Origin of the sequence: Acetobacter sp. DmW_125128 (genome assembly GCF_008704325.1) — a bacterium.
GTDB classification, from domain to species: domain Bacteria; phylum Pseudomonadota; class Alphaproteobacteria; order Acetobacterales; family Acetobacteraceae; genus Acetobacter; species Acetobacter oryzifermentans.
On sequence record NZ_VHOP01000018.1, the window covers coordinates 90327 to 107956 of the forward strand.

A 17630-nucleotide genomic window follows, 5' to 3' on the forward strand; every position below is an offset into this window, starting at 1 on the left:
CACACAAAATTTCCCGGCCTCTATCCTTGGCAAACCGCAGGGAAGCACGCACATGTTCTAAAATGGATGTGCCCGTAATTTTTGATCGCAAAGCTGTAAGGCTGCACCGTGAACGTGCAGCCCGCACCCAGCACGCCACTGCCCCCATATTGGAAGCGGCAGCAGATATTCTGCTGGATCGGCTGGATGATGTCATGCGTTCATTTTCCAGCGCACTGGATATTGGGGGCCGGGGCATTATCTGCCAAGGGCTGAAACGCAGAAATATTCCAACCATTACCTGCGATCTTTCAGAAGCACAGGCACGTTGCGCATCCACCCCAAGCCTTTGCGCTGATGAAGAACGCCTCCCCTTTGCCCCCAGCAGTTTTGATCTGGTGATTGCCAGCCTGTCCCTCCATTGGGTGAATGATCTGCCGGGTTTATTCCACCAAATCCGCTCTATTCTGCGGCCTGATGGGCTCTTTTTGGCCAGTATTCCCATTTTACCTACGTTGCGACCTTTGCGGCAGGCGTTGGAAATGGCTGAACTGGCATTAAGCGATGGTGTTTCACCCCGCGTATCACCCTTACCCACGCAACAAAGCTGTGTCTCGTTACTTCAGCGGGCCGGGTTTGCGTTGCCAGTGGTGGATACAGAAACGCTGGAACTGCGTTACCGCTCCTTACGGGCATTGATGGCAGATTTACGCGCTGCGGGAGAAACCAATGCGCTTGCCCTACGCTCTCGCATCATTCCGCCACGCTTACTGTTTCCTGCCGCTGCGTATGAACTAGAGGATGAAAAAGCAGAAAGCTTCTGCATGCCATTGCATATGGCAATACTTGCTGCGTGGTCTCCCTCTGGCAATCAGCCGCAACCGCTTACACCGGGGCAATTTACACATTCGTTGCATGATGTGCTGCAACAGCAGCCCCATCCTTTAACCAAACCATAAGCAAACAGGTTTCTACCCGCCCGTAACGCTCATATGCCGTTGGGGGCCAGAAACATCAGCTTCCGATGCGCCAAGCAGGAAATCATGCCCTTTAGGTTTACGGGCGATAGCATCCTGAATAGCTTTTTCCAGTGCGACATCATTGGCGCCAGCCCGCATCAGACTGCGCAAATCTGCGCCATCCTCCTGCCCCAAGCAGGTATAAAGCCGACCTGTGCAGGACAACCGCACCCGGTTGCATGTTGCACAAAAATTATGGCTCATCGGGGTAATCAACCCCAACCTTCTGCCGGTTTCTCCCACTTGCAAGTAACGGGCCGGGCCGCCGGTAACATCCGGAATGGACGTAAGCGTCCAACGCTTGGATAAATCAGCTTTTACATCCAGCAATGGCAAATAGCGAGATGTGCGATCTTCCCCCGTATCTCCCATTGGCATGGTTTCAATCAGGCACAAATCTGCGCCTATTTCCCCACACCATGCCAGCAGCGTATCAAATTCATCATCATTCACACCGGCCATAGCAACGGTGTTGATACGCAGCGCCAGCCCGACATCTCGCGCTGCACGTATGCCTTCTAATGTAGCCGCCAATTTGCCCCGGCGGGTTATTTGCGCAAACCGGGCTTCATCCAATGTATCCAAACTTACATTCACACGCCGCACACCTGCATCAAACAAGGTTTGCGCATACTGGGCCAAGTGGCTGCCATTGGTTGTAAGAGTGAGCTCTTCCAACTGGCCCCGATTATCTGAATGCTTGAGCCATGTGCCCAGTTCCTGAAAAAACGGGCCAATATCACGGCGCACCAAAGGTTCTCCGCCTGTTATACGCAGGCGGCGCACACCGTGCCGCACAAACACACGGCATAGGCGCAACAGTTCATCGTAATCCAGAACATCTGAGCGCGGCAGAAATGTCATGCGTTCGGCCATGCAGTATGTGCACCGCATGTCGCACCGGTCTGTTACCGATACACGCAGGTAAGAAATCCGCCGCCCGGCAGGGTCCGTTAAAGAGGACAACATTGGTTCTCTATATCAGAAACCAACCCCACATAAAACGACAGTTTGAAGGTTGGTCACGGAAAAACACATTGCTTAGATAGCAAAGCGGGCAGCCCTGAAAGAACTGCCCGCTTTACATAACAACCTATACTAAAAACCTAGTGGCCAGAACTGTTGCCTGAAAAATCAGGGCGCGGCAGAGCAGAAAGCTCAAGTTGCTTCACCACAGCCTCCTTCAGACGCTCCAGACATGCTTCCGTCCGACCTTCTGCACGCGCAACCAGAACAGCCTGCGTATTGGAAGCTCGCAGCAGCCACCAGCCATCTGGAGTGTTTACGCGCACACCATCAATTTCGGAAATATCCGCACCTTGCTTACGCAGGCGTGCAGCGACTTCCTCCATCACCTTGAACTTGCGATGATCATCACACTCAAAACGCACTTCCGGAGTGGATGTGGTTTTGGGCAGAAACTCACGGAACACAGAAAGTGGTTCATCCATACGGGCAACAATATCCAGCACGCGCACACCGGCGTACAAGGCATCATCAAAGCCGTACCATTTATCTGCAAAGAAAATATGGCCAGACATTTCACCTGCCAGAGGTGAGCCCGTTTCCGCCATTTTGGATTTGATAAGCGAATGGCCGGTACGCCACATCAATGGCTTGCCACCAGCGCTTGCCACTTCATCAAACAGCACCTGGCTGGCCTTAACATCGGCAATAATGGTGGCCCCTGAATGAGCCTTCAGCACATCACGCGCCAGCAGAATAAGCAGTTGATCCCCCCACAGAATTCCGCCTGTGTTGTCCACCACGCCAATGCGGTCTGCATCACCATCAAATGCGATACCCAGATCAGCCTTATTTGCGCGCACAGTGGCAATAAGCTGTTCCAGATTTTTAACAACCGTTGGATCAGGATGATGCACGGGAAAAGTACCGTCAATTTTAGCGTTTAGCACAATGTGCTCGCCCGGCAGCTTTTTTACCAACATTTCCAGAACTTCACCGGCGGAGCTATTGCCGTTATCCCAGACAACTTTCAGCTTGCGCGGGCCGCCAACATAATCTTTTACAAGGCGCTCTACATATTCTTCACGAATATCTACATCGCCTACGGTGCCTTTTTCTTCTGGCACCACATCACCTTTGGCCGACAGATCACCCAGTTCCCGTATCTGGGCACCGAAGAATGGCTTGCCAGCCAAAGTTATTTTAAAGCCGTTGTGATCAGGCGGATTATGACTGCCTGTTACCATAACGGCGCCATCGGCCTTAAGAATAACAGACCCATAATACAACATGGGTGTGGGGCCTCGCCCCACACGCACCACATCCAGCCCGCATGCTACGGCACCGCGCACCAGCGCTTCTTCCAATAAAGGAGAAGACAGGCGACCATCATAGCCCACAACCAATGTTTTGCCGCCACTGCGGCGCACAACACTGCCAAAAGTGCGGCCAATGGCAAACGCATCATCGGTTGAAAGGGTTTTACCGACAATTCCGCGAATATCGTATTCACGCAGGCTGGTAGCTTCAAACCTATGTGTAAAAGACATTAGGCTCTATCTGTGTATTTTTTCAAAAACGCCTTTACGCCATCAGCGAGATCCGGTCGTTCCAGAGCAAAAGCAACCTGCGCTTCAAGGAAGCCAAGCTTATTGCCGCAATCAAAGCGGGTGCCTTCATACCGCAGGCCGTGGAAAGGCACCTGCCCAATGGTTTTTGCCATGGCATCTGTCAACTGCACTTCACCGCCAGCGCCTTTTTCCAGCTTAGCAAGATACGGCATAACTTCTGGGGTCAGCACATAGCGGCCAATGATGGACAAGTTGGAAGGCGCGTCTTCTGGCTTTGGTTTTTCAACCAAACCTTTTACTTCCACAAGGTGGCCATCATCCTTGCCGGTATCCAGAATACCGTAACGGTTTGTTTGTTCACGCGGTACTTCTGTAACCGCTACAACGCTACCGCCTGTTTCATTATACGCATCGGCCAACTGCTTTAGGCAGCCTTTGCCGGGTGCGGCCTGCACAACATCATCGGGCAGCAGGATAGCAAACGGGTCATCCCCAATAAAGGAGCGTGCACACCAGATAGCATGCCCAAGGCCCAGCGGTTCTTGCTGACGCACGGCAATAAGAGAACCTGCCTCAATAGAGCTGGGCTCCAATGCTTTCAGGCAGTCAAGCTTATGGCGCTCTCTCAGCGTATCTTCCAGCTCATAAGCAATATCGAAGTAATCAATAAGAGAGTCCTTACCACGGCCTGTAATCAGGCAGAACTCTTCAATCCCGGCTTCACGCGCTTCATCAATCGCATACTGGATCAGCGGCCTGTCAACAACAGGCAGCATTTCCTTTGGCATGGCCTTGGTTGCGGGCAGAAAGCGCGTTCCCAATCCCGCAACAGGCAGGACTGCTTTACGTAAAGGCTTGGGTTTGGACACGAATACAACACCTTAAAAAACGGGTTAAACCTCAACCACTAGAACCACCCTGCCCGCAGGAACCCCCTGCCAACAACACGGCTCTGAAGAATGCAGAAAAACCCACCCAACGCGCAAAAACGCGTGTGCGTGTTTTAGGCCACACTCTACATGGCTTTTATTTTACACATCTAAAACCATGCGCCTATTCTAAAAACCGGAAAAGAGAGGCGTGAATATGACAATTCATGCACAAAAATGCAGAATTATACTCTGGCAGAACAGCTATGCACCCAACAGACAGAAAACTCTGCTGTATTTTATTGCTCTGATTTAATTTTGTTTTTGAAGAAATGTGGTGCGGCCGAGAAGACTCGAACTTCCACGGGGTATTCCCCCACAAGCACCTCAAGCTTGCGCGTCTACCATTCCGCCACGGCCGCACGTGACAATCGGCACCAGAAGAGCGATACCGTTGGTGAACAGCCCTATAGCCGAAGCAGGAACGTGCGGCAATGACAAAAGAACAGATTTTATGGGAAATCAGTAAAAAACTGGTTCCATACCCTCAGGCACTCAGCCGCATGGAAAGCATGGCCCGCAGCATACGTGCGGGAGAAACCGCAGAACGCGTGTGGTTGCTGGAACATCCACCGCTTTACACTTCAGGCACATCCGCCAAAGCAGAAGACCTTTTTAACCCTGCAAACTACCCCACGTATCACGCAGGCCGCGGCGGGCAATGGACATATCATGGCCCCGGGCAAAGGACTGCTTATGTGATGCTGGATCTACAACACCCCCACGGCCCCGTGCCGGGGAGAGACCTGCGGGCTTATGTGCATGCGCTGGAATCGTGGGTAATTGGCGCATTGGCTCATTTTGGCATTCATGGTGAAGTGCGCGAAGGCCGCGTGGGCGTATGGGTAACAGACCCCAAAACCGGGAATGAGGAAAAAATTGCCGCTATTGGGGTTCGTGTTTCCCGCTGGGTAAGCTGGCATGGCGTTGCCATTAACCTAGACCCCAACATGGCGGATTTTGAGGGCATTGTGCCCTGCGGGATCAGAGAATTTGGCGTAACCAGCTTTCGCAGGCTAGGACTTTCCACCACCATGCAGGAGCTGGATCACGCGCTGGCCCAATCCTGGGCCAACACATTTGGCAGCGTACCTTCCGCCTTGCAGGAAGTGGCCGTTACACAGGATCCAGACTGATGGAAATAACATGCCTGCGTTCATCCACAATCTGGATGGAGGAGAGCGCAAGCCTGTTTGCCACATCATGAAAAACCAGCGTGACCAACCCCTGTGAAGGATTATCCGTGCGTGTGAGCGAAAGCTGCAACACGCCGGGTTGTTTTTGCACGTTGGTAACAGTCACCTCACCAGACAACACAACAGGGTTGCCCATAAGCAACCCCAGCGGGTTATGGGCCAGACCAATACGGGTTTGAGAGCCCTGCTGGGCATCGGTAAACACAGCATGATGGCCAGAAGCCCGAAGCTCCATTTCATGCGGTGCCGTATAGTGCATGTATAACGATCCGGGCTTATAGGTAATTAACCCACCCCCACGGCTGCCATTGGCCCATGTTTGAAGAAACGGGGTGTTTTCCAGATCCACAGTACGGAAATAATTTTCTACGCGCGCAACATCGGCATTTTTTACGCCAGATGTACCCTGCATGGCCTGTCCCGCGCAGGCTGCCAACGCCAGAGGGGCCAGCAAGGCAAATGCGCGTCGGTTTAATTTTAAGCCTTTGCGCATTATGCCACCTTCTCGGATTCCTGCGGTGTACGCAGGGTAAGAGCCAGCGCATGCAAACCGCTGGAAAATTCCGGGGCTAAAGCTTCATGCACCATGCGGGAGCGATTCACGCGGTTCACGCCTTCAAAAGCAGCAGAAACCATAAGCACCCGAAAATGCGTTTCCGTGGCGCCTGCCTCTGGACCGCGGACCATGGCTTTATGATGTGCGTGGCGGTGGCTTTCATCCTCAATTTCCAACACAATGGGGTTGAATGTTTTTTCCAGAACATTACGAACCCGCTGCATACGCACACCTTCTGCCTTGGAAAGAGCCGAAGAATCTGAAAGACTGGTCATATCCCTGTTTACCTCTTGCTACAGATGCTTTTGCACCGCACATAACGCTAAATGATTAAACGTAGGAACACCCGCCCCCGCGCGTTCGATCCTGATCCTGATGCACCAGCACGTTGCTGTGACATGCCGAGCTGTCAGGAACAGGCTGGTTACCGTGCCCCTCGCTCGCGCGATGCGCTGAACCAGTATTACTGGTTCTGCCTCAACCATGTTCGGGAATATAATGCGCGGTGGGATTATTATAAAGGCATGAGCCCTGGCCAGATTGAAGCGCATCTGCGCGCAGATATCGGGTGGGACCGACCAACATGGGCTTTTGGCCAAAGCGCCAAAGGTGCAAAGCGCGCTACACCCAATGAAGAGGATATTCTAGACCCGCTGGATATTCTGGGCCAGAACCGCCGCTCCCGTGCGGAGCGCGCACGGGCGCAGGCTTATCAGGAGCGCACATCCGCCCCTGCGGCATTGCGGGAACCTTTGGCAATTCTGGGGCTTTCTTGGCCTGTCAGTATGGAAGAAGCCAAAAGCCATTACCGGGCATTGGCGCGCAAACACCATCCGGACACCAATAACGGAGACCGGAATGCCGAAGAACGGCTTAAAAAAATCAATGTTGCCTTCACGATTGTGAAGACCCATCTCTTAACCGAAAGCCTCGAAAAAGCGCTGTAATGATGTATGCTGCATTTTAAGGCATCATATATTTTCGGTTGCTTTGCCTTTTTTCTTTCCTGTCAGACAAAGAGCGCAGACATATAGCCATGACGGATATTTCCAGCCAGTCCAACGCTTCCGAACTCCCGCCCATTTCAGCCATTTCTGTACCAGATATGGAAGTAAGTGTGCGTGATGTGTTCGGCCTTGATTCTGACATGAAGGTGCCTGCCTTTTCCATTCGCACAGAACATGTGCCAGAAGTGGATAAAGCTTATCTGTTCGACCACGATACCACGCTGGCCATTCTGGCAGGCTTTGCCTTCAACCGCCGCGTGATGGTGCAGGGCTTCCATGGCACCGGCAAATCCTCCCACATTGAACAGATTGCCGCACGCCTGAACTGGCCGTGCATTCGCATCAATCTGGACAGCCACATTTCGCGCATTGATCTGATTGGCAAGGACGCCATTGTGGTGAAGGACGGCCAGCAGATTACCGAATTTCAGGAAGGCCTGCTGCCGTGGTGCCTTCAGCGCCCCTGCGCACTGGTGTTTGATGAATACGATGCAGGCCGCGCTGATGTGATGTTTGTGATCCAGCGCGTGCTGGAAGTAGAAGGCAAACTGACCCTTCTAGACCAAAACCGCGTGATCTCCCCCAACCCGTTCTTCCGCCTGTTTGCCACGGCCAACACCGTTGGGCTGGGTGATACAACCGGGCTGTATCACGGCACGCAGCAGATCAACCAAGCCCAGATGGATAGGTGGAATATTGTCACCTCCCTAAACTATCTGCCGCACCAGCAGGAAGTGGGTATTGTATGCGCGCGTCTGGGCATTGCAGAAGATGACAAAGCCACACGTGATAAAATTGATAACATGGTGGCGCTAGCAGCCCTCACCCGCTCCGGCTTTATGGCGGGAGACCTCTCCACCGTTATGTCTCCACGTGGGGTTATTGCCTGGGCGGAAAATGACCGCATCTTCAAAGATGTGGCCTTTGCCTTCCGCGTCACCTTCCTGAACAAGTGTGATGAAGCCGAACGCGGCATGGTAGCGGAATATTATCAGCGCTGCTTCAATGCCAGCCCGCTGCCCGGCCGCACTGCCTGAATCGGATTTCTTCATGGCTGATCGCACCAAAGGCCCGTCTGCTCCCAATACACCGTCTCTCTCTCGGGAGCAGGCGGAAAAACGGGCAGACACTTTCAAACAGGCCACATCTGCCGCTTTACGCGCCATAGGCGGACAAAAAGAGGCAGATGTTTCCTTCCACAGTGGCAACATGCCGCTGGCCCCGATCAGCCTTGGGGAAAAAGTGCGGCTCCAATCTCCCTCTCTCAATCTGAGTGAGGAAGAAAGGAAGCGCATTCGTGGCGCAGCAGATGCACAGGCGCTGCGCCTGAAACACCATGACTTTGCCCTGCACGCTGCCCGCCAACCAGCCGAAACGCAGGCGCGTGATGTGTATGATGCGCTGGAGCAAGCTAGAATCGAATCTGTAGGCGCGCGCCACATGAAAGGCGTGGCGGCCAACCTGCGGCATCGGCTTGAACAAGATATACGTGTATCCGGGCTAGATCGGATGACAGAGGCCTCTCAGCTTTCCCCTGTGGTTGGGCTGGAACTGCTGGCGCGTGAAAAACTGACAGGCCAACCAGTTCCTGAACCTGCGCAGGCCATTTTAGAAAAATGGAAGCAGACGCTGCCACCCAACGCGTTAAGCGCCTTGGATGAAATGGCAAAGCACCAGACGGATCAGGCCGCATATGCACGCGCCAGCCGTCAACTTATGGCTGCCTGCGCCCTGACAGAAGATGACACGGCATCTGAAGACATGGATGCCAACAACGATTCTTCCCAAGCTGCCGATTCGCAAGATGATTCAAACCCACCACCTCCAGATCAGGAAGAAAATACATCTCCTCAACAGGAGGAGCAGGAAGAGGAAATCTCTCAACCTCAACTGATGGCAGGCAGTAGCGAATCTTCTTCAGAATTTGCAGAAGAAGAACGTGATGCCAGCATGGGAGAAGGTACGGGGGAAGCCGCAGGCCCCGGCCGCCAGCCGGAAAATGAACCCGGCCTGACAGCCAGAGGCTACCACCCCTACACCACCCAGTTTGATGAAGAAATTCGCGCAGAAGAACTGTGTGATCCAGAAGAACTCTCTCGCCTGCGGCACCAGCTTGATCTGCAATTAGCCACCTTGCATGGTGTGGTATCTCGGCTTGCCAACCGGCTCCAGCGCCGTTTGATGGCGCAGCAAACCCGCTCTTGGTCTTTCGATCTGGAAGAAGGCATTCTGGATGCAGGCCGCCTGTCCCGCATTGTGGTCAACCCCATGCTCTCCCTATCCTATAAGCAGGAAAAGGATACGGAATTCCGCGATACGGTTGTAACCCTGCTGATTGATAATTCCGGCTCCATGCGCGGACGGCCTATTTCTGTTGCCGCATCGTGCGGGGATATTCTGGCCCGCACGCTGGAACGCTGCGGCGTAAAAGTGGAAATTCTGGGCTTTACCACTCGCGCATGGAAAGGTGGCCAAAGCCGGGAACTCTGGTTGCAAAACGGCAAGCCGCCTGAACCGGGCCGCCTGAATGATTTGCGCCACATTATCTATAAATCAGCAGATATGCCGTGGCGGCGTGCGCGCACCAATCTGGGCCTGATGCTGCGTGAAGGCCTGCTAAAAGAAAACATAGATGGTGAAGCCCTGCTTTGGGCATGGAATCGCATTAAAAACCGGCAGGAAGCCCGTAAGATTTTGATGGTGATTTCAGATGGCGCACCGGTGGATGACAGCACACTTTCCGTCAATCCGGCGTCCTATTTGGAAGACCACCTGCGCGCTGTTATCGATATGATCGAAAACCGTAGCCCGGTGGAACTCACTGCCATTGGTATTGGGCACGATGTTACCCGCTATTACCAAAAAGCCGTTACCATTACAGATGCGGAGGAACTGGGGGGAACTATGCTCCAGTCCCTTTCCGCTCTGTTTGAAGAAAAACGCCGGCCGCGCAAACGCGCACGTTAAGGAAGAACGCGCCGCCTGCCCGGCTTTGGTTTAGGCCAGCGGGCGGCCCAAACGGGCTTGCGCCAGATCTACCAAGCCAGCCAGCATGATATCTGCATCTTCCTTGGTAGTGCGGTGGTTTACAATAGCCGCACGAATAGCCAACTTGCCGTAAATGCGCGTGGTAGATGGCGCGGCAATGCCACTTTCCTGAAGATCCTTCACCAGTTCCACATTAAGCGTATCCAGATCATCCACATCAGGCACATCCACCCGAAAACACACAATATTCAGTGTTACCGGAGCCAGCAACGTAAGGCCGGGCGTATCCGCCACGCGGGATGCCAGATACTGCGCCACCGTGCAGGATTGCGCCACCACATTGCCCAGCCCTTGGGTGCCAAACCCCGCCAGCGTGAACCATACCTTAAGCGCACGAAAGCCGCGTGAAAGATCTGGCCCCAAATCACAAAACCACGGGGCATCCGCCGCCAACCCACGATCCTCGCGTGAGAGATAGGCTAAGGACTGTGCAAAGGTTGCCGCTTGCCGCCCCTGTTCACGCACCAACACGCAGCCTGCATCGTAAGGTACCTGTGCCCATTTATGAAAATCGAAGGCAAGGCTATCGGCTCGCTCCAGCCCCTTGAGTAATGGCGCATAGTCTGGCGCCAACTGCGCCAACGCCCCAAATGCGCCATCTACATGAAACCAGAGCTTTTCGGCCTTTGCGTAATCTGCCAGATCGTCCAGCGGGTCCACACTCCCGGTATCTACAGTGCCTGCCGTGCCGACAACCAGAAAAGGCTCGTATCCATCTGCCCTATCCTGCGCCACCATGCGGCGTAGCGCCTGCATATCCATACGGAATGCGGCATCTACTGGCACGCGGCGCAGGGCCTTCATGCCCAATCCGGCCATATCAAATGCCCGGGCTACACAACCATGTGCCGTTTGTGCGGCGTATCCTACCAGCTTACGGCCTGCCACACCTTGCTCGCGCAAATCCGTACCATCTGGCACTGCGCGGCTGGCCGTAAGAATGGCAATAAAATTGGCCATGGAAGAACCGGTTACCAACACACCGCTGGTAGTATCCGGAAAGCCGAACATTTCCGCTGCCCAGCGGATAACCATGCGTTCCACTTCTACTGGTGCATGGTTGCGCCCACCCAGATTGGCATTTAGGCCCGCAGCCAACATTTCTGCCAGCATGCCCTGCGCCGTGCCGCCGCCATGCACCCACCCCATAAAACGTGGGTGCCGATTACCGACAGCATAAGGCTGAACTGTATTGGCAAACTGCTCATACAGCCCTTCAAGCGCCTGTGCGCTTTGGGGTAAAGAAGCCTGCTTAAAATTCTGCCGCAATGTATCTGGCATAGGCTGCCACACGGGGCCTTTTGCCACGTTTTTTATGGACTCAAGCATGTCGTCCAACATGCGGTGGCCTAGTGTGCGCAATTCTTCCCAGTTTTCTGGATCTAACCCGGCCACTTCTGTTTTCTCCAATATCCGTATTCAGGATGCGTGACGTATCTCTGGCTTTTGCTCATGCTGTTCTGCCTGCTGTGTCATACGGGCAAAACGGCGGGCCAGAACAGCGCACACAAAAAGCTGGATCTGGTGATACATCATAAGTGGGAGAACAATCATCCCCACCGATGCAGGCGGGAACAGCACGTTGGCCATAGGCACCCCAGATGCCAGCGTTTTTTTGGAGCCACAGAACACCACTGCAATTTCATCTTTAAGTGGCAGGCCAAAAGCACGACCGGCAAAAATGGTAATACCCAGCACAACAAACAGCAACACAGCATCCACCAGCGCAATCACGCCCATTTCTGTTACCGGTAGCTTGTGCCACAGCCCTTGCATAACGGCATCACTGAACGCTGCATACACCACCACCAGCACAGAGCCTCGGTCTGAAAAAGACAGAAGTTTTTTATTGCGGTGCGCCCACGGGCCAAGCCACGGTTGCAACACCTGCCCCAAAATAAACGGCAGCAAAAGCTGGTAAACAATATCCAGCGGGTTACCGGCCGCGCCCCCATGCTTGCTCAGAATCAGCCCCACCAAAACGGGCGTAATAAAAATACCCAGAACATTGGAGGCCGTGGCCGCACACACCGCCGCAGGCACATTGCCCCCGCCAATGGATGTAAAGGCAATGGAAGACTGTACCGTAGAAGGCAGGCAGCACAAAAACAGCACGCCCATCCAGATTTCAGGCTGCATCAGGTTGGGCAGCAGCGCATGGCCCAATAGCCCCAGCAGAGGGAACAACACAAAGGTGCAGCACAAAATAAGCAGGTGCAGCTTCCACGCAACCAAGCCATCCACCACAGCTTTGCGAGAAAGCCTTGCTCCTTGCAAAAAAAACATTAGGGCAATCAGGCTAATGGAAAGCCACCTAAAAACCGGCACAGCTACCCCATGACAGGGAAAGAACGTTGCCAGCAGCACAGCACTGACCAACCCCATTAAAAAAGGGTCCATTTTCAAAAACCGCACGCGCCTGCCCTTTCGTTTTTCTTTCTGGCTTCTTTCTGGTTGCCTGCCTGTTTTACTTACGGCACCCTTTGGTTGAAATGAAGCAGTATACTTTCCTGTCCCTCTCCGTTCTCGGTGCTGTGAGCATTTATGCCACAGTTACTGCGGCTCCGGCTTTTGCGGCCCCTCCTTCTGGCTGCGCGGTGGTTTCCCGCGCTTCTGGGCAGGAAACGGCGCAAGGCGTTACCTACCAGAATCTGGTGTTACGCACGCCAGACGGTGGCACAACCTTTAAGGCTGGCCACTTAACCCTGCATGGTTCTGGCGAAACGCCTGAAGCCACGCATGATCTGGCAGATGCGGCCTCTCTGCTCCTGATGTCCGCCATGACGGGGCATCACAATGCCGCGTGCACAGATTGGCTGAACACACAGGGCAAACGCGTGTTGGCAGGCCTGCAGGCCGGTAAAAGCTATGATCTAACATGGCAAAACGCCACGCTGGCGCACGGGGCTGCACAGGTAACTGTTAATACCGCGCGCTATCAGATGCAGGGCGGCAGTGCGACGGCTTCGGCATCATTGGGGATGGATGGAGTAAGCTTCCATAACGTTGCCAATCAGGATCTGCTACCCACAGCAGCCCATGCCACGTTCTCGCTTCCTGCTGCGGAAGTGCCCGCCCTTATGAGCGCCATTGGTGGCCGCAGTGCCAGCGCTCCGGCTGTGCATGCCACCATTTCCAGCTTTGATGCCACACAGGGTGAGGCTTCTTTGCACGGCAATGGTGTGGCAACGCTGACAGGCAATGTGAACAACACATCAGCCTCTGGGCATCTGGAAATTACCAATCTGGAAACACTTATTGATAAGGCCCGCACCGCCAAACAGATGAAGCTGGCCGCAGGCATGGTTGTGGCCCGTTTGGTCAGCCACAAACATGGTGAACAGAATACGTGGGATACAAAATGGGAAAGCGGCGTACTCACCGTAAATGGCTTCCCCATTCCGCTTAAATAAGCAAACGCGCCGGAGGGGATGCTTTTAAACCCCTCCGGCTCTCTGGGTCTTGTTAGGCCATTTCCATTACTTTTTCGCACATACCAGCCAGATCTTTCAAAACACGCCGGGCCAGATCTATGCGCTGCACGTTCGTCAGTTCGCGCACAACCGCCATTTTATGGTCTGGGCGTAGGCGGACTGTGCCATCCTTCCATTTCCCCATCCACTGCACCAACCCTGCCGGGTTGCGGAAGGTGTTGTTACGGAATTGCAGTACCATGCCTTTAGGGCCAGCCTCTACACGCTCTACCCCGGCCTGACGGCACAGGCGCTTAAGCTCTACAATATCCAGAAGGTTTTTTACCTCCGGCGGCAGAGAACCAAAGCGATCTATCAGCTCGGCTTCCATGGCTTCCAGTTCCGCATCGGATGCCAGCGCGCTGATGCGGCGGTAGAGCCCAAGTCGGACGGGCAGATCGGTTACATATTCATCTGGGATCAATACGGGCAGACCCATGACAATATTGGGCGTCCAATCCCGATCTTCTGCGGCACGACGATTTTTATCTGAGCGCAGGTCGGCCACAGCATCTTCCAGCATCTGCTGGTACAGTTCGATCCCCACTTCACGCACATGGCCGGATTGTTGATCACCCAACAAATTACCCGCGCCACGCAAATCCAGATCGTGCGAGGCCAGCGTAAAGCCAGCACCCAGCGTATCCAGCGTTTGCATTACTTCCAGCCGCTTTTCCGCAGAAGCTGAAAGCACATGTGTTTGAGGCCATGTAAGGTAAGCATAACCTCGTTGCTTGCCACGCCCCACACGCCCGCGCAGCTGGTAAAGCTGCCCAAGGCCAAACATGTCCGCCCTATGGATAATCAGCGTATTCACTGCGGGCATATCCAGCCCACTTTCCACAATATTGGTGGAGAGCAGAATATCGTATTTGCCGTCTGAAAACTCGGTCATCACCCGTTCCAGTTCGGTGGCGGAAAGGCGGCCATGTGCCTGTATCAGCCTGGCATCGGGCACAATAGCCGTAAGCCGTTCGGCCAGCCTGTCCAGATCCTCAATACGCGGGGCCACGCAGAAAATCTGCCCACCACGGAAGCGTTCGCGCTGGATGGCCTCCCTTATCACCACGCTATCAAACGGCATGATGAAAGTGCGCACCGCCAGCCTGTCTGTTGGTGGGGTGGCAATCAGGCTCATTTCCCTCACGCCGGAAAGCGAGAGTTGGAGCGTACGCGGCAAAGGTGTGGCGGAAAGTGTAAGCACATGCACATCTTCACGCAGGGCTTTCAGCTTTTCCTTATGAGACACGCCAAAGTGCTGTTCTTCATCAATAATCAGCAGTTCGAGCGAGGCAAACTGAACCGTTTTGGCCAGCAGTGCATGCGTACCAATAACAATGTTCACGCTTCCATCTGCAATGCCCTTACGCACTGCTGTTGCTTCCTTACCCGTTACCATGCGGGAAAGTTGCGCCACCTTGATGGGAAAGCCCTCAAACCGTGCGGCAAAGGTGCGATAATGCTGCCGCGCCAACAAAGTGGTGGGCACCACAACAGCCACCTGCCCGCCAGACATGGCCGCCACAAACGCCGCGCGCAATGCTACCTCGGTTTTACCAAAGCCGACATCACCACACACCAGCCGATCCATTGGTCGGCCGGAGGACATATCTTCCAGCACATCAGCAATAGCGCGTGCCTGATCATCCGTTTCTACAAATGGGAAGCGGGCACAGAACTCATCCCACTGCCCCTCCGGCGGAACCAGTTCTGGCGCTTCCTTCAACGCCCGCATGGCGGCGGTTCTGATAAGCTCACCCGCCATATCGCGGATGCGCTTTTTCATTTGCGATTTACGGTTCTGCCATGCCGTGCCGCCCAGCTTATCCAGCGCAACACCAGCTTGGTCTGATCCAAAGCGGCTAAGCAGTTCAATGTTCTCTACAGGCAGGTAGAGTTTCTGTCCGCCATCATACAGCAGGCGCAAGCAATCATGCGGGGCTACGCCTACACTTACTGTTTCCAGACCATCGTAACGGCCTATCCCGTAATCCTGATGCACCACCAGATCACCGGCTGAAAGTTCACTGGCTTCGGCAATCAGTTCATCAGCACGACGGCGACGGCGCGGTGGACGACCAATACGTTCACCTAACAGATCCTGTTCAGAAACAAACGCCAGATCATCCGCAACAAAGCCGCGTTCCAAACCAAGGGTCAGCAAACCAACCGGGCCGGGTTTGGCTTTGTGGGCCTGCTCCCATGTCTCATATGTTTGGGTGGGTACGCCGTGCTCTCGCAGTAATGTGGCAATGCGCTCGCGCGAGCCTTTGGTCCATGCGGCTACAAAAGCGCGGCGCTTAACCTGCGCCCATTCCTTTACCTGATCCCCCAAGAGCGTAAACACCTGCTCACGCTGGGCACCGGGTACAATTTTGGAAAACATCTTGCCCGGACGGCCACCTACATCCACACCTCCGGCGCCCTCGGGTTGTGCATAGGGGCTAAATGCCACCACAGGCACACGAGCCAAGCTGGCATCCCACCCTTTTTCATCCAGATAGAGCAAATGCGGAGGCAGCGGACGGTAAGGTATTTCCCCTTCCCGCACAGGTTGGCGGCGGGCCTGATAGTGATCTTCTATCATTTCCAACCGGGCTTTAAGCACATCCTCTGCCTGATGTTCGAGTGAAACAGCCACATCGGGTAGATAATCGAACAGCGTTTCTAAATGATCATGGAACAAAGGCAGCCAGTGCTCGATGCCCGGATGCCTGCGCCCGTCTGAAATATGTTCATAAAGTGGGTCAGACGTTGCTGCGGGGCCAAAGGCATCACGCCAGCCAGTGCGGAAGCGTGAAATGCTTTCCTTATCCAATGAGAATTCGGAAACAGGGCAAAGTGTCAGCCCATCGCGCTTAGCGGTAGAACGCTGGGAACCGGGATCAAACGCCCGGATGTTCTCAACTTCATCGCCAAACAGATCAAGCCGCAGGGGTTCACCCGCCCCGGCGGGGTACAAATCAAAAATACCGCCACGGGTTGCAAACTCCCCGGCTTCCATCACGGTATCCGTGCGGGTGTAACCATTGGCGATCAGCAACTCGATCAGAAAGCCCTGATCCAGACTTTCCCCCGTGCGAATAGAAAGGGATTGCCCCTCAAACGTTTTACGTGGGGCAACACGTTGCACCACGGCGTTCACCGTAGCCAGCACAAGCCGTGGGCGACCTTTTGCGGGTTCCAGCAAGCGCGTAAGGGTGGAAACACGCTCAGCCACAATGGAAGGGTTGGGAGAAACCCTGTCATACGGCAGGCAATCCCATGCGGGAAAACGCAGCACTTCCACATCAGGCGCGACAAAGGCCAGCATATCATTCAGGCGGGCCATAGCGGCATCATTTCGCGCAATATGCAGCACGGGGCCTTTATGATCCCGCGCACGGCGGCCCAGCAAAAGGGCATCATACCCTTCTGGCACGCCCCATACGGTTGCTATCCGCTTTTGTGCGCCTGTTTGTGCTGTCATCCTGGTATCCGCCTGTTCTGCTTAAATACGCAAACCCCGCAAGCCGCCAGCATGCCTGTGCCGGAGCCTGAAGGGTTTATACTAACCGCCGCGCCTGATACGGCTATCTTCCACCATACGGCGTAACATGGGGGTGGCTTTCTCTTCCGGCAATGGCAGGCGGCCAAACAGCCAGTCTGTTAGTTCCGGATCTGGCATTTCCAGAATGTTTTCCATGTCCGTCAGTTCTTCTGCCGTCATGGTATCTGCATTGGCTTCTACAAAGCCGCCAATCAGAATATCTGTTTCAAACGTGCCCCGATGGTTGGCACGGAACTTCAGCCGCCGCCTGCGGGCAGCCAGATTATCTTCCGCCACGCCAGATGCGCTGGAGGAAGATGAGGGAGAAACTGTAAAATTGTCTTGCATGGCGCTGGT

Annotated in this window: 15 protein-coding genes and 1 tRNA gene; 6 read left to right on the forward strand and 10 right to left on the reverse strand. The window is 54.3% G+C overall.

Going from position 1 to position 17630, the window contains the following annotated elements; genetic code table 11:
- The first annotated feature begins 62 nt into the window (after nucleotides 1-62).
- The gene (locus FKW19_RS07145) at nucleotides 63-938 is read left to right on the forward strand and encodes a methyltransferase domain-containing protein (protein ID WP_089179910.1); all 876 of its coding nucleotides are present in this window, start codon (nucleotides 63-65) and stop codon (nucleotides 936-938) included.
- A gap of 12 nt (nucleotides 939-950) precedes the next feature.
- Here the strand turns inward: FKW19_RS07145 and moaA are convergent, their stop codons facing one another.
- From moaA to FKW19_RS07165, 4 genes are all read right to left on the reverse strand, one after another.
- Nucleotides 951-1967 carry a GTP 3',8-cyclase MoaA gene (moaA, locus tag FKW19_RS07150; RefSeq protein WP_089178902.1) on the reverse strand — a complete coding sequence of 339 codons (1017 nt, stop codon included), beginning with the start codon at nucleotides 1965-1967 and terminating at the stop codon, nucleotides 951-953.
- A gap of 137 nt (nucleotides 1968-2104) precedes the next feature.
- Nucleotides 2105-3514 carry a phosphoglucomutase/phosphomannomutase PgmG gene (gene pgmG / locus FKW19_RS07155; RefSeq protein WP_089178901.1) on the reverse strand — a complete coding sequence of 470 codons (1410 nt, stop codon included), beginning with the start codon at nucleotides 3512-3514 and terminating at the stop codon, nucleotides 2105-2107.
- Nucleotides 3514-4404 (reverse strand): UTP--glucose-1-phosphate uridylyltransferase GalU, encoded by an 891-nt coding sequence (gene galU, locus FKW19_RS07160; protein WP_006115192.1) that lies wholly within the window; start codon nucleotides 4402-4404, stop codon nucleotides 3514-3516. Before galU ends, pgmG begins: the two co-directional genes overlap by 1 nt.
- A gap of 335 nt (nucleotides 4405-4739) precedes the next feature.
- A tRNA-Leu gene (locus FKW19_RS07165) sits at nucleotides 4740-4826 on the reverse strand.
- Between the two features lie 72 nt (nucleotides 4827-4898).
- On the opposite strand from FKW19_RS07165, the gene lipB reads away from it, so the two are divergent.
- Nucleotides 4899-5600: a lipoyl(octanoyl) transferase LipB gene (gene lipB, locus FKW19_RS07170; protein ID WP_089178900.1), complete on the forward strand. Its 702-nt coding sequence runs from the start codon at nucleotides 4899-4901 to the stop codon at nucleotides 5598-5600.
- Here the strand turns inward: lipB and FKW19_RS07175 are convergent.
- Nucleotides 5581-6153: an outer-membrane lipoprotein carrier protein LolA gene (locus tag FKW19_RS07175; RefSeq protein WP_063353946.1), complete on the reverse strand. Its 573-nt coding sequence runs from the start codon at nucleotides 6151-6153 to the stop codon at nucleotides 5581-5583. The genes lipB and FKW19_RS07175 overlap by 20 nt on opposite strands.
- Nucleotides 6153-6491, reverse strand: coding sequence for a BolA family transcriptional regulator (locus FKW19_RS07180; protein WP_006115189.1), 339 nt, complete (start codon nucleotides 6489-6491; stop codon nucleotides 6153-6155). The genes FKW19_RS07175 and FKW19_RS07180 overlap by 1 nt, the downstream gene beginning before the upstream one ends.
- A 51-nt stretch (nucleotides 6492-6542) precedes the next feature.
- On the opposite strand from FKW19_RS07180, the gene FKW19_RS07185 reads away from it, so the two are divergent.
- From FKW19_RS07185 to cobT, 3 genes are all read left to right on the forward strand, one after another.
- The gene (locus FKW19_RS07185) at nucleotides 6543-7163 is read left to right on the forward strand and encodes a J domain-containing protein (protein ID WP_006115188.1); all 621 of its coding nucleotides are present in this window, start codon (nucleotides 6543-6545) and stop codon (nucleotides 7161-7163) included.
- Nucleotides 7164-7252: 89 nt separating this feature from the next.
- Nucleotides 7253-8260 (forward strand): cobaltochelatase subunit CobS, encoded by a 1008-nt coding sequence (cobS, locus tag FKW19_RS07190; RefSeq protein ID WP_063353944.1) that lies wholly within the window; start codon nucleotides 7253-7255, stop codon nucleotides 8258-8260.
- 13 nt (nucleotides 8261-8273) lie between these two features.
- Nucleotides 8274-10190, forward strand: coding sequence for a cobaltochelatase subunit CobT (gene cobT, locus FKW19_RS07195; protein ID WP_089179909.1), 1917 nt, complete (start codon nucleotides 8274-8276; stop codon nucleotides 10188-10190).
- A 30-nt stretch (nucleotides 10191-10220) separates the two neighbouring features.
- On the opposite strand, the gene FKW19_RS07200 is transcribed toward cobT, so the two are convergent.
- Nucleotides 10221-11666 (reverse strand): pyridoxal-dependent decarboxylase, encoded by a 1446-nt coding sequence (locus tag FKW19_RS07200; protein WP_089179908.1) that lies wholly within the window; start codon nucleotides 11664-11666, stop codon nucleotides 10221-10223.
- A gap of 24 nt (nucleotides 11667-11690) precedes the next feature.
- Nucleotides 11691-12686, reverse strand: coding sequence for a bile acid:sodium symporter family protein (locus FKW19_RS07205; protein WP_006115184.1), 996 nt, complete (start codon nucleotides 12684-12686; stop codon nucleotides 11691-11693).
- A 47-nt stretch (nucleotides 12687-12733) separates the two neighbouring features.
- Between FKW19_RS07205 and FKW19_RS07210 the strand changes: the two genes are divergently transcribed.
- Nucleotides 12734-13684 (forward strand): DUF945 family protein, encoded by a 951-nt coding sequence (locus FKW19_RS07210; RefSeq protein ID WP_063353943.1) that lies wholly within the window; start codon nucleotides 12734-12736, stop codon nucleotides 13682-13684.
- A 52-nt stretch (nucleotides 13685-13736) separates the two neighbouring features.
- On the opposite strand, the gene mfd is transcribed toward FKW19_RS07210, so the two are convergent.
- Both mfd and FKW19_RS07220 read right to left on the reverse strand, forming a co-directional pair.
- Nucleotides 13737-17213: a transcription-repair coupling factor gene (mfd, locus tag FKW19_RS07215; protein ID WP_035351459.1), complete on the reverse strand. Its 3477-nt coding sequence runs from the start codon at nucleotides 17211-17213 to the stop codon at nucleotides 13737-13739.
- An 81-nt stretch (nucleotides 17214-17294) separates the two neighbouring features.
- Entirely contained in the window at nucleotides 17295-17621 is a 327-nt protein-coding gene (locus tag FKW19_RS07220; protein WP_063353941.1) for a succinate dehydrogenase assembly factor 2, read from the reverse strand.
- Between the last annotated feature and the right edge of the window lie 9 nt (nucleotides 17622-17630).

Bases quoted from the DNA above. Each gene is read 5' to 3' on its own strand.
- lipB (WP_089178900.1), top strand. From the start codon at position 4,899: ATGACAAAAGAACAGATTTTATGGGAAATCAGTAAAAAACTGGTTCCA.
- pgmG (WP_089178901.1), bottom strand. From the start codon at position 3,514: ATGTCTTTTACACATAGGTTTGAAGCTACCAGCCTGCGTGAATACGAT.
- FKW19_RS07145 (WP_089179910.1), top strand. From the start codon at position 63: ATGGATGTGCCCGTAATTTTTGATCGCAAAGCTGTAAGGCTGCACCGT.
- cobS (WP_063353944.1), top strand. From the start codon at position 7,253: ATGACGGATATTTCCAGCCAGTCCAACGCTTCCGAACTCCCGCCCATT.
- FKW19_RS07180 (WP_006115189.1), bottom strand. From the start codon at position 6,491: ATGACCAGTCTTTCAGATTCTTCGGCTCTTTCCAAGGCAGAAGGTGTG.
- mfd (WP_035351459.1), bottom strand. From the start codon at position 17,213: ATGACAGCACAAACAGGCGCACAAAAGCGGATAGCAACCGTATGGGGC.
- FKW19_RS07175 (WP_063353946.1), bottom strand. From the start codon at position 6,153: ATGCGCAAAGGCTTAAAATTAAACCGACGCGCATTTGCCTTGCTGGCC.
- FKW19_RS07185 (WP_006115188.1), top strand. From the start codon at position 6,543: ATGATTAAACGTAGGAACACCCGCCCCCGCGCGTTCGATCCTGATCCT.
- FKW19_RS07220 (WP_063353941.1), bottom strand. From the start codon at position 17,621: ATGCAAGACAATTTTACAGTTTCTCCCTCATCTTCCTCCAGCGCATCT.
- cobT (WP_089179909.1), top strand. From the start codon at position 8,274: ATGGCTGATCGCACCAAAGGCCCGTCTGCTCCCAATACACCGTCTCTC.
- moaA (WP_089178902.1), bottom strand. From the start codon at position 1,967: ATGTTGTCCTCTTTAACGGACCCTGCCGGGCGGCGGATTTCTTACCTG.